The organism is Micrococcus sp. HMSC067E09, assembly GCF_001812555.1.
Taxonomy (GTDB): domain Bacteria; phylum Actinomycetota; class Actinomycetes; order Actinomycetales; family Micrococcaceae; genus Micrococcus; species Micrococcus lylae.
The window spans coordinates 205,868-219,734 of sequence record NZ_KV809417.1 but is presented as its reverse complement, the minus strand read 5'-3'; the positions used below and the strand labels follow the sequence as shown (position 1 = coordinate 219,734).

Genomic DNA, 13,867 nt, shown 5'->3' with positions numbered 1-13,867 from the left:
CATGAGCGACACACCCACCACCCAGAACCCCGAGACCACCCCGGACAGGGCCGCCGAGGAGATGGCCGCCGTCGAGGAGATGGCCGCCGAGACCGTGACCCCTGACGAGGTCCCGGCCGTCGAGGAGAAGACCTTCGCCGACTACGGCGTCTCCGCCGAGATCGTGGACGCGCTGTCCGCGCGCGGCATCACCCATCCGTTCCCGATCCAGTCCATGACCCTCCCGGTCGCCCTGGGCGGGCATGACATCATCGGCCAGGCCAAGACCGGCACCGGCAAGACCCTCGGCTTCGGCATCCCCGCCCTGCAGCGGGCCGTCGGTCCGGGCGAGCCCGGCTGGGACAGGCTGGAGAAGGACGGCTCCGCCGGCGCCCCGCAGGCGCTCATCGTGGCACCGACCCGCGAACTGGCCGTCCAGGTGGCCGGCGACCTCACCGAGGCCGCGAAGAACCGCTCGCTGCGCATCGCCACCATCTACGGCGGCCGCGCCTATGAGCCGCAGATCGAGGAGCTGGGCCGCGGCGTGGAGATCGTGGTCGGCACCCCCGGCCGCCTGATCGACCTGATGCGCCAGCGCCACCTGCGGCTGAACCTGGTGAACACCGTGGTGCTCGACGAGGCCGACGAGATGCTCGACCTCGGCTTCCTGCCGGATGTGGAGACCCTGCTGGCCGCCGTGCCGCAGGTCCGCCAGACCATGCTGTTCTCGGCCACCATGCCGGGTCCGGTGGTCGCCATGGCCCGCCGGTACATGACCCACCCGACGCACATCCGCGCCACCGACCCGGACGACGAGGGCCTGACCAAGAAGGACATCCGCCAGCTCGTCTACCGCGCCCACCACATGGACAAGGACGAGCTCATCGCCCGTGCCCTGCAGGGCGAGGGTCGCGGCCGCACCATCATCTTCACCCGCACCAAGCGCACCGCCGCCCGTGTGGCCGACGAGCTGACCAAGCGCGGCTTCGCCGCCGGCCCGCTGCACGGCGACCTGGGCCAGGGCGCCCGCGAGCAGGCGCTGCGCGCCTTCCGCAACGGCAAGATCGACATCCTGGTGGCCACCGACGTCGCCGCCCGCGGCATCGACGTGGACGACGTGACCCACGTGTTCAACTTCCAGGCCCCGGAGGACGAGAAGACCTATGTCCACCGCGTCGGCCGCACCGGCCGCGCCGGCAACAAGGGCATCGCGGTGACCCTCGTGGACTGGGAGGACATGCCGCGCTGGTCCCTGATCGACAGGGCCCTCGGTCTCGGCCAGCCCGAGCCGGTGGAGACCTACTCCTCCTCCCCGCACCTGTTCGAGGACCTCGGCATCCCGAAGGGCACCAAGGGCCGTCTGCCGAAGGACAAGCGCACCCTCGAGGGCCTGGACGCCGAGCACGTCGAGGACCTGGGCGGTCCGGGCTCCGCAGCGCGCGGCGGCCGCAGCTCCGAGCGCGGCGGTCGCGGCGGCGGCCGGGGCCGTGGACGCGGTCGTGGCCGCGGCGGCGAGGCCCGGGGCCGTAACGGCGAGGGCCGGAGCCGCGACAGCGAGCGCGGCGAGTCCGGCGAGTCCCGCGGCCGACGCGGCGGCGAGGGTCGTGACCGCTCCGAGGGCGGCGAGCGCTCGGGTGAGGGCGGGGGCGGGGGCCGTCGCAGGCGCTCCCGCGGAGGCCGCAACCGCACCCGCCGCCGCAACGGCGAGGTCGTGAAGGGCGGCGAGGGCGCCCCGAAGACCGAGAGATGAGCCTCCCCCCGCACGTACTGGTGAGGACTCACCGTCATCACGGGTCCTGAGGGGCTCGAGACGGCGTGTCCTCACCAGTCGGGAAGCAGGTCGGTCGAGCACCCGGCCGCCGACGACGGCGGCGCACCTGACGCTGTCAGGCGCGCCGCCGTCGTCGTCTCGTCTGCCGCGCCCGGGGTATGGCCTCCGGGTCTCCAGTCGTCGTCTCGTCTGCCGCGCCCGGGGCATGGCCTCCGGGTCCCCAGACCTCGTCGTCTCCCCGCGGCGCCGCTGGGACACGGCGCCCGCTCAGCGCAGGACGTCCGTCCCGGTTGCCTGACGTTCGATCTCGGCGAGCACCTCGGGTGCGGTGAGGTTCTCCCCCAGCCGGTTGGGCTTGCCGCTGCCGTGGTAGTCCGAGGATCCGGTGGTGAACAGGCCGTGGCGCTCGGCGATGCCGCGGAGCACGGCGCGGGCCTCGTCCGGGTTGTCGCGGTGGTCCACCTCAAGACCGCCGAGGCCGGCGCCGATCATCTCCTCGAAGGTCTCCATGCCCACCACCCGTCCGCGGGCCGAGGCCAGCGGATGCGCGAACACGGGGACTCCGCCGGCGTCGCGCACGAGGCGGACGGCGTCGGCCGGATGCGGCGCGTAGTGCGGGACGTAGTACTTGGAGGAGCCGGCGAGGATGGAGCGGAACGCGGCGGTGCGGTCCGGGACCACGCCGATCCGCACGAGGGCATCCGCCAGGTGCGGTCGCCCGATGGTGGCTCCCTCCCCCGCGTGCTCGAGCACGTCGTCCCAGGTGAGGTCGAAGTCCTCGGCGAGGCGCTCCACCATCATCTGCGCGCGGTGCAGGCGGGCGTCGCGGGCGCGGGCCATCTCGGCGTTGAGGCCGTCGTGCTCCGGGTCGTGCAGGTAGGACAGCAGGTGCACGGAGACGCCCTCGTCCGTGCGGCAGGACATCTCCATCCCACGCACCAGCAGCAGGCCGTGCCTGCGGGCCGCCTCCTCGGCCTCGGCCCAGCCGGCGTTCGTGTCATGGTCGGTGAGCGCCAGCCCGTCCAGCCCCGCCGCCGCGGCCGCCGCCACGAGCTCGGCGGGAGACTCGGTGCCGTCCGAGACGGTCGAGTGCGTGTGCAGGTCGAAGCGGGGCGTGCTCATGACCCCAGCCTACGGGGCGGAGCCTGCTGCCGGTCCCCGCGGCAGCGCCCCGAGTGCGGCGCCCGGTCCCGGGTGACAAGATGGACGGCATGACCGAGCAGAACAGCGAGAAGACGACCCTCGAGACCTCCGGTGCCGAGCAGGAGCGCCAGCCGCTTCACGAGCGCGTGGAGAACCGCTCACAGCGCCCGAACTCGGACGCGTTCCGCGCGTTCATGGGTTCCCAGTGGGCCCCGGCGCGCACCGAGCTGCCGGAGGCGGACGCCTCCGCCGAGCACGCCGCCCGCCGCCGTGCCGCGGTGTCCGAGCGCTTCCAGGGCGAGCGCCTGGTGATCCCGGCCGGCCAGCTGAAGGTGCGCTCGAACGACACGGACTACCGCTTCCGCCCGCATTCGGCGTTCGCCCACCTGACCGGCCTGGGCGTGGACCACGAGCCGGACGCCGTGCTCGTCCTCGAGCCGACCGACGCCGGTGCCGGGGACGAGGGCTCCTCCCACGCGGCCACCCTCTACTTCCGACCGCTCGCCGGCCGGGACACCGAGCAGTTCTACGCGGACGCCCGCTCCGGCGAGTTCTGGATCGGCCCGCGCCCGACGCTGGCCGAGATGGCCGCCCGCACCGGCCTGCGCACCGCCTCCCTCGAGGAGCTCGAGGTGGCCGTGACCAAGGATGCGGGCTCCCCTGCCGCCGGTCAGGTCCAGCTGCGCCTGCTCCGCTCGGACGACGCGGACATGCTGCAGCTGGTGGAGTCCACCCGCTCCGCCGCGGGCGTGGACCCGGCCGAGGCCGAGGCGCAGGACGGCGAGCTCGCCGAGTTCGCCTCCGAGCTGCGCCTGGTCAAGGACGAGTGGGAGATCGAGCAGATGCGCGAGTCCGTGGCCGCGACCATCGCCGGCTTCGAGGACATCGTCCGCGTGCTGCCGCGGGCGATCGGCCACCACCGCGGTGAGCGCATCGTGGAGGGCGCCTTCTTCTCCCGTGCCCGCCTCGAGGGCAACGACCTCGGCTACGACACCATCGCCGCCTCCGGCAACAACGCGACCATCCTGCACTGGATCCGCAACACCGGCGACGTGCAGGACGGCGAGCTGCTGCTGGTGGACGCCGGCGTGGAGGCCGACTCCCTCTACACCGCGGACATCACCCGCACCCTGCCGGTCAACGGCACGTTCACGGACATCCAGCGCAAGGCCTACCAGGCGGTGCTGGACGCGGCGGACGCGGCTTTCGCGATCGTGAAGCCGGGCATCCGGTTCCGCGAGATCCATGCCGAGGCCATGAAGGTCCTCGTCTCCCGCCTGCACGAGTGGGGCCTGCTGCCGGTCTCCGTGGAGGAGGCGCTGTCCGAGGACGGCCAGCACCACCGCCGCTGGATGCCGCACGGCACGAGCCACCACCTCGGCCTCGACGTGCACGACTGCGCCCAGGCCAAGCGCGAGCTCTACCTGGACGGCGTGCTCGAGCCGGGCATGGTGTTCACCATCGAGCCGGGCCTGTACTTCAAGGAGGAGGACCTGGCCGTGCCGGAGGAGTACCGCGGCATGGGCATCCGCATCGAGGACGACATCCTCGTCACCGAGGACGGTGCGGAGAACCTCTCCGCCGCGCTGCCCCGCACCCCGGACGAGGTCGAGGCCTGGATGAAGGGTCTCCAGCAGCACTGACGCCCACTCCACGACGACGGCCCCGCACCGTGCCGAGAATCGCTTCCGGCGGGTGCGGGGCCGAGTCATGTCCGGGCCGGCCGGGTCAGCGGCCGGAGCCTCCCTGCGGCGGCTCGGGCGGCTGCTGTCCGGGGGTGCCGCCGCGGGCGGCGATGATCCGGTCCACCTCCTCCTGGGACAGGCGCAGGCCGTAGGTCCTGTCCAGACCCTGCGGGGCACCGTCGGCGGAGGCGGAGCCGTCGGCCTCCTGTCCGTCCTGCGCCGGCTGCGCCGGCTGGGCCTGCTGCCCGTCCTGGGTCTGCGGCCCCTCGGCCGGCCTCTGCGCCTGCGGCGCCCCGTCCTGCTGCGCGTGACCGGCCTGGCCGCCCTGGCCCTCATGCGGGGTCTGGCCCGGCTGCGGCCCCTGCGGCGCGGGGACCTGCTCGGACCCGTCCGGACCGGAGGCGCCCTGCGGGGCGGAGGCCGGTGCCGTCGTCCGGACACCCTGCTGACCCTGCTGGGCCGACTGGCCCTGCGGACCCGGCTGGACCGCGGCGGCGGGCACGGCCTGACCGGTCCCGGCGTTCAGGACGCCGCGAGCGCGGCCGGCGTGCTCGAAGGCGACCACCACGTCATAGGCGGCCGGGACGACCTGCTGGGTGGAGGCGAAGCCGTTGCTGTCCTTGCGCATCGCGAAGGCGATCACGCCGAGGATCATCCACAGGCCCACGCCGAGCAGCGCGGAGAACAGGATCTGCTGCGCGCCGCCCTGGGGGGCGATCAGGTACATGAACAGGCCGATGAGCGAGCCGAAGAGCAGGCCGCGCAGGCCCGCGGACAGCGCCACCTGCGGATAGGACATCCGGCCGCGCACCCGCTCGACCACACGCAGGTCCTTGCCCACGATCGTCACCGAGGTGGGCGGGACGTCGCCCTGGACCAGCTTCTCCAGCTGCTCCTGGGCGGCCGCGCGGGTGGTGTGGGTGGAGACGAGCTCGCCGCGGGGCAGGCCGTCGTCACGGGAGGCGTTCGGTCCGGACATCATGAAGGACATGTGCCCATTCTGCCGTGTCGGCCCGCACACGGCCGGGTCAGCGCGGCCCTGTACGCCCAGGGCCGATCTGGGACGGCACGCACCGGACGACTAGGCTGGACCGGTGAGCTCCTCCAAGATCTTCGTGGCCCGGCTGCTGGGCCTGGACGTGTTCGACCCGCTCGGCGACCGCCTCGGCCGCCTGCGGGACGTCGTGGTGCTCGACCGCGGGCTGCGCAACGCACCGCTGGCGATCGGCCTGGTGATCGAGGTCCCCGGCAAGAAGCGCGTGTTCGTGCCGATGACCCGCGTGACGTCCATGGACTCCGGGCAGATCATCACCACCGGCCTGATCAACCTGCGCCGGTTCTCCCGCCGCGGCGCCGAGCAGACGGTGGCCGCCGACCTCTTCGACCGCCGCATGACGCTGCTGGACGGGGAGGGTGAGGTCGTCCTCGAGGATGCCGGACTGGAGCAGCAGCGCAACGGCGACTGGCTGATGACCGAGCTGTACGTCCGCAAGGACGCCGGGCGCAGCACCTTCGGCCGCCCCCGCGGCGAGCACCGGCTCATCGCCTGGAACGAGGCCCGCTGGACCTCCGGCGCCGAGCCGCAGGGCGCCACGAGCTTCGTGGCCCACCATGAGGACCTCAAGCCCGCCGACCTGGCGGACATGATCCATGACATGCCGGCCAAGCGCCGCGTGGAGGTCGCCTCCGAGCTGCAGGACGAGCGCCTCGCGGACGTCCTCCAGGAGCTCCCGGACGACGACCAGGTGCAGATCCTCTCCCACCTGGACATCGAGCGCGCCGCGGACGTGCTGGAGGAGATGGACCCGGACGACGCCGCCGACCTGCTCCACGAGCTGCCGGACAGCCAGCAGGAGCTGCTGCTCGAGCTCATGGAGCCCGAGGACGCGGACGACGTGCGCCGCCTCCTGGAGTACGAGGAGGACACCGCCGGCTCCGTCATGACCCCGGTGCCGGTGATCATGGCCCCGGAGGACACCGTGGCCGAGGCCATGGCGACCATCCGCCAGCAGGAGATCTCCGCGGCCCGCGCCTCCCTCGTGCTGGTGGTCCGTCCCCCGCTGGAGACCCCCACCGGCCGCTACCTCGGCGCCGTGCACTTCCAGCAGCTGCTGCGCTACCCGCCGCCGGAGCCGCTGGGCAACATCCTGGACAAGGACCTCGAGCCGGTCTCCGACCTCGCCCCGATCGCCCATGTGACCCGCGAGCTGGCGACCTACAACCTCACCTGCATCCCCGTGGTGAACGAGCAGCAGCGCGTCGTCGGCGCCGTGACCGTGGACGACGTGCTGGACCACATCCTCCCGGAGGACTGGCGCGCCATGGACCCCGAGGACCTGCCGAACCCGACGACGAGCACGCAGTAAGGAGCGCCCATGGCCGAGAACGCGAACGACCCGCGCACCCGCCAGTCCGGACTGGACACCCCGCTCAGCGCGCGCCGCCGCCGCCTGCCCCGCCTCTCCCCGAACCCGGACGCCTTCGGCGAGGCCACCGAGGGCTTCGCCCGCTTCATGGGCACGCCGCAGTTCCTGCTCTGGATGACGCTGTTCTGTGCCCTCTGGCTCGGCTGGAACACCTGGGGTCCGGAGTCCCTGCGCTTCGACGACGCCGCGATCGGCTTCACCGCCCTGACCCTGATGCTCTCGCTGCAGGCCTCCTATGCCGCCCCGCTGCTGCTGCTCGCCCAGAACCGCCAGGACGACCGTGACAAGGTGGCCCTGCGCGAGGACCGCGACCGCGCCGAGCGCAACCTGGCGGACACCGAGTACCTCACCCGCGAGATCGCGGGCCTGCGCCTAGCCCTGCAGGACGTCTCCACCCGTGACTTCGTGCGCTCCGAGATGCGCAGCCTGTCCGACGACATCGTCGAACAGCTCCGCGAGTCCCTGCGCGAGGAGATCCGCAACGAGATCCGCAACGACCTCCTCGAGGCCCGCTCCGCGGACCGGGACAGGAAGACCACCAAGAAGGGCTCGGCCAAGAAGACCGGCAAGAAGAAGCGCGGGACTCGACCCGCCGACGCGGAGGACACCTCCACCACCACGCTGGCGCTCCTGGCCGCCGAGGAGGCCGCCGAGGCAGCCGCCGAGCGCCCCCAGGAGGGACCGCAGGCATGAGCGCCCCCGAGATCGTCACCTCCACCCCGACGACGGCTCTCGAGTCCGCCGCTCTCGTCGCCCTGGCGGCGGTGCAGGACCCGGAGATCCGCCGTCCGGTCACCGAGCTCGGCATGGTCGCCTCCGTCAGGGAGTCCTCCCCGGGCCGGCTCGAGGTCGTGCTGCGCCTCACGATCGCCGGCTGCCCGCTGAAGGGCACGCTCGAGGCGGACGCCCGGGCCGCCGTCGAGGGCCTGGACGGCTGCGCGGAAGCCGAGGTGCGGCTCGAGGTGATGACCCCCGAGCAGCGCCGCGACCTGCAGGAGCGACTGCGCGGCTCCCGTCCGGCCAACCCCTTCGGAGAGGGCACGCTCACCCGGGTGGTCGGCGTCGCCTCCGGCAAGGGCGGCGTGGGCAAGTCCACCGTCACCGCCAACCTCGCGGTCGCGCTGGCCCGGCGTGGGCTGTCCGTGGGACTGATCGACGCCGACGTCCACGGCTTCTCGATCCCCGGCCTGCTCGGCACCCACGCCGCCCCGACCCGCGTGGAGGACATGATCCTGCCGCCGGTCGCGCACGGGGTGAAGGTCATCTCGATCGGCATGTTCCTGGACGAGGACCGACCGGTGGCCTGGCGCGGCCCCATGCTGCACCGCGCCCTGGAGCAGTTCGTCACCGACGTCTACTGGGGCGACCTGGACGTCCTGCTGATCGACCTGCCGCCCGGCACCGGGGACATCGCGATCTCCGCCGCCCAGCTGCTGCCGACCTCCGAGCTGATCGTGGTCACGACCCCGCAGCACGCCGCCGCCCAGGTCGCCGCCCGTGCCGGGCAGCTGGCGAAGCAGACCGGCCAGCGCGTGGCCGGCGTGGTGGAGAACATGGGCCCCATGACCCTGCCGGACGGCACCGTGCTGGAGGTCTTCGGCGCCGGGGGCGGCCAGGAGGTCGCCGACCGCCTGTCCCAGACCCTCGGGGCCGAGGTGCCGCTGCTGGGCACCGTCCCGCTCGAACCGGCCGTCCGCACCGGCGGCGACGACGGCGTGCCCGTGGTCCTCACCGAGACCGCCGCCTCCCCCGCGGCGCAGGCGCTGGAGCAGGTCGCCGCACGCCTGGCCGTCCGCCCGCGCAGCCTGCGCGGCGTCGGACTGCCGCTGTCCCCGCGCTGACCGCGGCGTGCCCGGCCGTCGTCGGGAAGGACGACAGGAGGGTCAGGTGGCGTCCACGTCGAACGGGGCGGGCGCCTTGCCGAGCAGGTCCAGCGGATCCGGCTCGGTGTCCGGGTGCGCAGCAGGGGTCTCCTGCGTCATCGCGGCCTCGGCACGGCCGGAGCCCATGAGCGCGGCGGCGGCACCTCCGGCGGCGACGGCGGCCGCTCCCCCGGCTGCTGGGGCGCCGGATGCGGCGGTCCCGGCGGTGGCCGCGGGAGCCGCAGTCTCTGCGGTGGCCGCGGAGGCGGCGGTCGAGCCGCCGCCTGAGGGGCGGAAGATCGTCCGCGGGTCCATGTCCTTGATGTCCTGACGGCTCAGGCCGCCGTGCAGGTCCTCGGCACGGACGCCGTTGCGGGCGGTGTCGCGGGTGGAGTCGACGGGCTCGCGCAGCGCCTCGCGGATCATGCGGCGCGGGTCGTACTGGCGCGGGTCGTACTTGCGCCACTCGATCTCGTCGAAGTCCTGGCCGGTCTCCTCCTTGAACTGCTCCTTCGCCCCTTCGGCCATGACCTTCATGGAGCGGAGCCAGTCCGTGAACTTCCTCGTGTACTCGGGCAGTCGCTCAGGACCCAGCACAAGAAGGGCGATGAGGACGAGGACGATGAACTCGCCGCCGTTGATACCGATATTCACAGGCTCTGACTCTACTAGAGGGCCGGGCCCCGGGCCACGCCGGTGGACAGTCCCACCGAGCCGAGCAGGCGATCGATGCCGCGTTCGAGACGGTCGGTGATCTCGTCCGGGTCGCCCAGGTCGTCCGCCACGCTCGAACGCTCGGACAGGACCATCATGGACAGCAGCTGCTCCACGCGCTCGCGCGGCATGTCCGAGGTGACCACATACCGTGCCTGGCCCACCGGCAGGACCGCCGTCCAGGTGTCTGTGCCGTCGTCCGCGGTCACGTGATAGGTGACCCCCACTGGGAGGGTGCCCTCGGTGGCCGCCGGGGCGCCGTCCTGGCCCGGACACGCGGCCGGGACCGCAGGCTCGCCCGCACTGCGGCACTCGCGCACATGCACCGTACGCTCCTCGTCCGACCAGTCCACGGAGACCTCCACCACATCCTGGTCGCTGGCGACCTCCAGGCCCTGGGGGCGCAGGCCGACCGTCTGCAGGGACGGGACCGCCCAGCCCTGGCGGCGCAGGGCGCGGATCGCCGCCCCGTTCTCCGCCGCCACCGCGGCCGAGGCAGCCCCTGCGGACTCGGCGGAGGCGGCCGGGTCCGCCTCGGACTCGGCGTCGGCGACGATGCTGCGGGCGTCCGCCAGGTCGGGGCTCGACGCCGCGTCGGACGGGTCTCCGGCGACCCAGACGGCCGCCAGGGCGCCGGCGGCGAGGACGAGGACGCCGAGCCCTGCGACCACGAACCGACCCGAGACGCCCTGGGCGGCCATGGCGACGCTCTGGCGGTGCGTCGCACCGGCGGCCGTGGATCCATGGCCGGCGGGCGTGACGCCGTGGGAGGCGGGTGTGACGCCGTGGGCGTGGTCGCGTTCGACGCGGCGGGCGGCGGCCAGCACGCGGGCGCGCTCGCGAACGGCGTCGGTGCAGTAGGGACACGACTGAAGATGGGAGGCGACGCGCCGACGGCGATGACCGCTCAGGGTGCCCTCAAGATATCCGTCGAGGCGCCCCAGGGGATGGCGGGCCATCGGTCCGAGCGCCTCCTTCCCTGGATCGGTCCGGAACGGCGGTCGTGCGGAGCCGTCCCGCTGTGCCTGTTATTCTCGTCGCCGCTACTGGGAGAAGGCTGAACCCGAGCCGCCAAGGTCCCGAGACCCCCGCGGCCACGAGGGCCGGGACGCGACACGCCGGGGTCCGTACACTGGACCGGTGGCCCGGTCCGGGCCCAGCGCGGAAGGAAGCAGCACACGTGAGCATGAAGGCCGTCAGCCCCCAGCCCTCGGACAAGCACGCCTCCTGGGCCTATGCCGAGTCCCGTCCCGTCGAGGGCGAGGTCGTGGAGCGTGCCCGTGAGCGCTCGGCCGAGCTCGGTCTGCGGGCGGTCACCCCGGGCACCTCGGCGCTGCTCACCGTGCTCGCCGCCACGCGCTCCGCGTCCGCAGTGGTGGAGGTCGGCACCGGCGCCGGCGTCTCCGGCCTCGCCCTGATGGCGGGTCTTCCCGCGAACGCCGTGCTCACCACGCTCGACGCCGACGGCGACGCGCAGCGCGCCGCCCGCGAGGCCTTCAGCGAGGCGCGCCTGCCCAGCCAGCGCACCCGCATGATCACCGGCCGGTCCCGGACGGTCCTCCCCCGCCTCAGCAGTAGCTCCTACGACATGGTCGTCCTCGACGGCGACCCGGCTTCCCTGCCCTTCGACGTCGACCAGGCCGGCCGCATGCTGCGCCGTGGCGGCCTGCTGGTGATCGTCGACGCGCTCGACCACGACCGCGTCCCCAAGCCGGCCGTCCGCGAACCGGCCACCGTCACCGCCCGCCAGGTCGAGCGCGCCCTCCGCGAGGACGAGGCCTGGAACTCGGCGTTGGTCGCCACGGGCACCGGCGTGCTGCTGGCGGTGCGCCGCTGAGGACCGTGACGCGGCCCCGGTCCGGCCTGCCACAGCCTGGGATCGGTCCCGGCTGCAGCGGCCCCAGCACGAGCGAGCCCCCGCCTTTCGACCGTGCGGTCGAAAGGCGGGGGCTCGCGCTGTCTGAAGTGCAGACGCGGGGGCTCAGGCCTCGGTGACTCCCACCAGGCACTCCTTGAGCTCTGCGGCCTCCTCGTTGTTGAGCTCCAGGACCAGGCGGCCACCGCCGTCGATCGGAACTCGCATGATGAGGCTGCGGCCCTCCTTGGTCACTTCCATGGGGCCATCCCCCGTACGAGGCTTCATGGCGGCCATTGCGACTTCCCTTCTTGCTGGTCGGCTCAGGACGACGACCGCCCGGTGCAGGGCTGCGACGTCTCGGGCCCGTGCTCGCCGCCTGTCGGCGAGTCGCCCGTCACACGTTCATTATCCAGGATTCTCCTCGCTGGTGCTAACCGGACCTGCTCCGTCCGCCTCCAGCACCGCGATGCGCTCCTCGCTTCGGCGCAGCGCCTCCTGCAGGCGGGCGACGGTCGCGTCCACCTGCCCGCGGTGGTAGCCGGGCACCGAGTGCGCGAAGCGGACGTGGTCCACGTCGTCCGCCGTGGGCTCGTCCGGCAGCAGCACCGGGGCCGCCGGAGCACCGTCTCGCGGGTCCTGCAGCGGGGCGGTGAACCGTCCGGCCAGCACGGCCACCAGGACCGCGACGACCACGGCCACCGCGGCCAGCAGGGTCAGCCAGACCGGGAGCATCATGCGCGCTTCCCCTGGGCCACGGCGCGCACGGCCGCGACCGCCTCCTGCGCGGTGTCCACGACCGACACGAGGTCCAGGTCCTCGGGCGAGATCATCCCGCGGGCGGCGAGCGTGTCTCGCAGCCAGTCCACGAGCGGACCCCAGAACTCTCGGCCCACCAGGACGATCGGAAAGCGGGTGACGGTGCCGGTCTGCACCAGAGTGAGCGCCTCGAACAGCTCGTCCAGGGTGCCCATGCCGCCGGGGACCACGATGAACCCCTGGGCGTACTTCACGAACATGACTTTCCGCGCGAAGAAGTAGCGGAAGTCGATCCCGATGCCGACCCATTCGTTCATGCCCTGCTCGTGGGGCAGCTCGATGCCGAGGCCGACGGAGGTCCCCTCGGCCTCGGTGGCGCCGCGGTTGGCAGCCGCCATCGCGCCCGGGCCGCCGCCGGTGATCACCGCATACCCGGCGGTGACGAGCTCCCGGCCGACCGCCCGGGCCAGCTCGTACTCCGCGGTGCCCTCGCCGGTGCGGGCGGAGCCGAACACGGAGACGGCCGGGCCGAGCTCGGCCAGGGTGCCGAAGCCCTCCACGAACTCGGACTGGATGCGCAGCACGCGCCAGGCGTCCGTGGCAGTGGAGTGGACCTGCTCCGCCGGCGGCGCCGCGGCGTCGTGGCGGCGCGTGTCCAGCAGCATCTGGTCGAAGGTCGGCCGGCGGGCGGCCTCGCCCCGCAGGGTCTGCGGTCCGCGCCGGAGGCACCGGCGGCGGACGTCGTCGTTCTCAGCCATGACGCCAGCCTATCGGCGCACCGTGACGATCGGGGCTCGGTGCGGATGTCGGTCTGCGCAGAACCTGCGGGCGTTCGGTATATTCCCCGACTATGACGCAGCGCACACCTGAGGCCTCCGCCGCCGCGGAGACCGACGCCCTCATCCAGCTGCAGGGCGTCAACAAGCACTTCGGCGACTTCCACGCGCTCAAGGACATCGACCTGACGATCCCGCGCGGGCAGGTGGCGATCGTGCTCGGCCCCTCGGGCTCCGGCAAGTCCACCCTGTGCCGCACCATCAACCGCCTCGAGACGATCGACGACGGCGGCCGCATCCTGATCGACGGGAAGCCGCTCCCGGCGGAGGGTCGCGAGCTGGCCCGCCTGCGCGCCGAGGTCGGCATGGTGTTCCAGTCCTTCAACCTCTTCGCCCACAAGTCGATCCTCGACAACGTGACCCTCGGCCCCATCCGGGTCAAGGGGAAGAAGAAGGCCGCCGCCGAGGCCCACGCCATGGAGCTGCTCGAGCGGGTCGGCGTCGCCCACCAGGCGAAGAAGCTGCCGGCCCAGCTCTCGGGCGGCCAGCAGCAGCGCGTGGCCATCGCCCGCGCCCTCGCCATGGAGCCGAAGGCCCTGCTCTTCGACGAGCCGACCTCCGCCCTGGACCCCGAGATGGTCCAGGAGGTGCTGGACGTGATGGTCGGCCTCGCCACGGAGGGCATGACCATGGTCGTCGTCACCCATGAGATGGGCTTCGCACGCAAGGCCGGCGACCGCGTGATCTTCATGGCCGACGGCGCCATCCTCGAGGACACGGACCCGGAGTCCTTCTTCACGAACCCGCAGCACGACCGCGCCCGCGACTTCCTCGGCAAGATCCTGACCCACTGACCGGAGCACCCGGCACCGGCCCGACCCCCACACCACCGCACCT

Annotated in this window: 14 protein-coding genes; 7 read left to right on the top strand and 7 right to left on the bottom strand. The window is 73.0% G+C overall.

From position 1 onward, the window contains the following. The first annotated feature begins 1 nt into the window (after position 1). The gene (locus HMPREF2863_RS02765; protein WP_070637717.1) at positions 2–1,729 is read left to right on the top strand and encodes a DEAD/DEAH box helicase; all 1,728 of its coding nucleotides are present in this window, start codon (positions 2–4) and stop codon (positions 1,727–1,729) included. Positions 1,730–2,017: 288 nt separating this feature from the next. Here the strand turns inward: HMPREF2863_RS02765 and HMPREF2863_RS02760 are convergent, their stop codons facing one another. Further along, positions 2,018–2,872, bottom strand: a complete 855-nt coding sequence (locus HMPREF2863_RS02760) for a PHP domain-containing protein (RefSeq protein ID WP_067189040.1) — start codon at positions 2,870–2,872, stop codon at positions 2,018–2,020. Between the two features lie 89 nt (positions 2,873–2,961). Between HMPREF2863_RS02760 and HMPREF2863_RS02755 the strand changes: the two genes are divergently transcribed. After that, a complete protein-coding gene (locus HMPREF2863_RS02755) occupies positions 2,962–4,536 on the top strand; it encodes an aminopeptidase P family protein (protein ID WP_067189038.1) in 1,575 nt (524 codons plus the stop codon). Positions 4,537–4,621: 85 nt separating this feature from the next. Here HMPREF2863_RS02755 and HMPREF2863_RS02750 read toward each other — a convergent pair whose 3' ends face one another. Then, positions 4,622–5,569, bottom strand: coding sequence for a YflT domain-containing protein (locus tag HMPREF2863_RS02750; RefSeq protein WP_070637714.1), 948 nt, complete (start codon positions 5,567–5,569; stop codon positions 4,622–4,624). Between the two features lie 103 nt (positions 5,570–5,672). Here HMPREF2863_RS02750 and HMPREF2863_RS02745 point away from each other — a divergent pair, with 103 nt between their 5' ends. From HMPREF2863_RS02745 to HMPREF2863_RS02735, 3 genes are read left to right on the top strand one after another with little or no spacing between them, the layout of a single operon-like run. Then, a complete protein-coding gene (locus tag HMPREF2863_RS02745) occupies positions 5,673–6,944 on the top strand; it encodes a magnesium transporter MgtE N-terminal domain-containing protein (RefSeq protein ID WP_067189034.1) in 1,272 nt (423 codons plus the stop codon). 9 nt (positions 6,945–6,953) lie between these two features. Then, positions 6,954–7,697 carry a DUF1003 domain-containing protein gene (locus tag HMPREF2863_RS02740; RefSeq protein ID WP_067189032.1) on the top strand — a complete coding sequence of 248 codons (744 nt, stop codon included), beginning with the start codon at positions 6,954–6,956 and terminating at the stop codon, positions 7,695–7,697. Continuing rightward, positions 7,694–8,845: an Mrp/NBP35 family ATP-binding protein gene (locus tag HMPREF2863_RS02735; protein ID WP_067189030.1), complete on the top strand. Its 1,152-nt coding sequence runs from the start codon at positions 7,694–7,696 to the stop codon at positions 8,843–8,845. Before HMPREF2863_RS02740 ends, HMPREF2863_RS02735 begins: the two co-directional genes overlap by 4 nt. A gap of 42 nt (positions 8,846–8,887) precedes the next feature. On the opposite strand, the gene HMPREF2863_RS02730 is transcribed toward HMPREF2863_RS02735, so the two are convergent. Next, entirely contained in the window at positions 8,888–9,520 is a 633-nt protein-coding gene (locus HMPREF2863_RS02730) for a twin-arginine translocase TatA/TatE family subunit (protein WP_227718835.1), read from the bottom strand. A gap of 14 nt (positions 9,521–9,534) precedes the next feature. Further along, complete coding sequence (locus HMPREF2863_RS12415) at positions 9,535–10,539, bottom strand: zf-HC2 domain-containing protein (RefSeq protein WP_067189028.1); 1,005 nt, start codon at positions 10,537–10,539, stop codon at positions 9,535–9,537. 227 nt (positions 10,540–10,766) lie between these two features. Between HMPREF2863_RS12415 and HMPREF2863_RS02720 the strand changes: the two genes are divergently transcribed. Continuing rightward, positions 10,767–11,417, top strand: coding sequence for an O-methyltransferase (locus HMPREF2863_RS02720; RefSeq protein ID WP_067189026.1), 651 nt, complete (start codon positions 10,767–10,769; stop codon positions 11,415–11,417). Between the two features lie 144 nt (positions 11,418–11,561). Here HMPREF2863_RS02720 and HMPREF2863_RS02715 read toward each other — a convergent pair whose 3' ends face one another. The 3 genes from HMPREF2863_RS02715 to HMPREF2863_RS02705 all read right to left on the bottom strand — a co-directional run bounded on the left by HMPREF2863_RS02715 (position 11,562) and on the right by HMPREF2863_RS02705 (position 12,952). Then, the gene (locus tag HMPREF2863_RS02715; protein WP_070637713.1) at positions 11,562–11,732 is read right to left on the bottom strand and encodes a DUF3117 domain-containing protein; all 171 of its coding nucleotides are present in this window, start codon (positions 11,730–11,732) and stop codon (positions 11,562–11,564) included. 111 nt (positions 11,733–11,843) lie between these two features. Next, complete coding sequence (locus tag HMPREF2863_RS02710; RefSeq protein ID WP_067189024.1) at positions 11,844–12,173, bottom strand: DivIVA domain-containing protein; 330 nt, start codon at positions 12,171–12,173, stop codon at positions 11,844–11,846. Continuing rightward, a complete protein-coding gene (locus tag HMPREF2863_RS02705) occupies positions 12,170–12,952 on the bottom strand; it encodes an LOG family protein (protein WP_070637711.1) in 783 nt (260 codons plus the stop codon). Before HMPREF2863_RS02705 ends, HMPREF2863_RS02710 begins: the two co-directional genes overlap by 4 nt. Before the next feature lie 92 nt (positions 12,953–13,044). Here HMPREF2863_RS02705 and HMPREF2863_RS02700 point away from each other — a divergent pair, with 92 nt between their 5' ends. Continuing rightward, positions 13,045–13,824: an amino acid ABC transporter ATP-binding protein gene (locus HMPREF2863_RS02700; RefSeq protein WP_067189020.1), complete on the top strand. Its 780-nt coding sequence runs from the start codon at positions 13,045–13,047 to the stop codon at positions 13,822–13,824. The last annotated feature ends 43 nt before the right edge of the window (positions 13,825–13,867 follow it).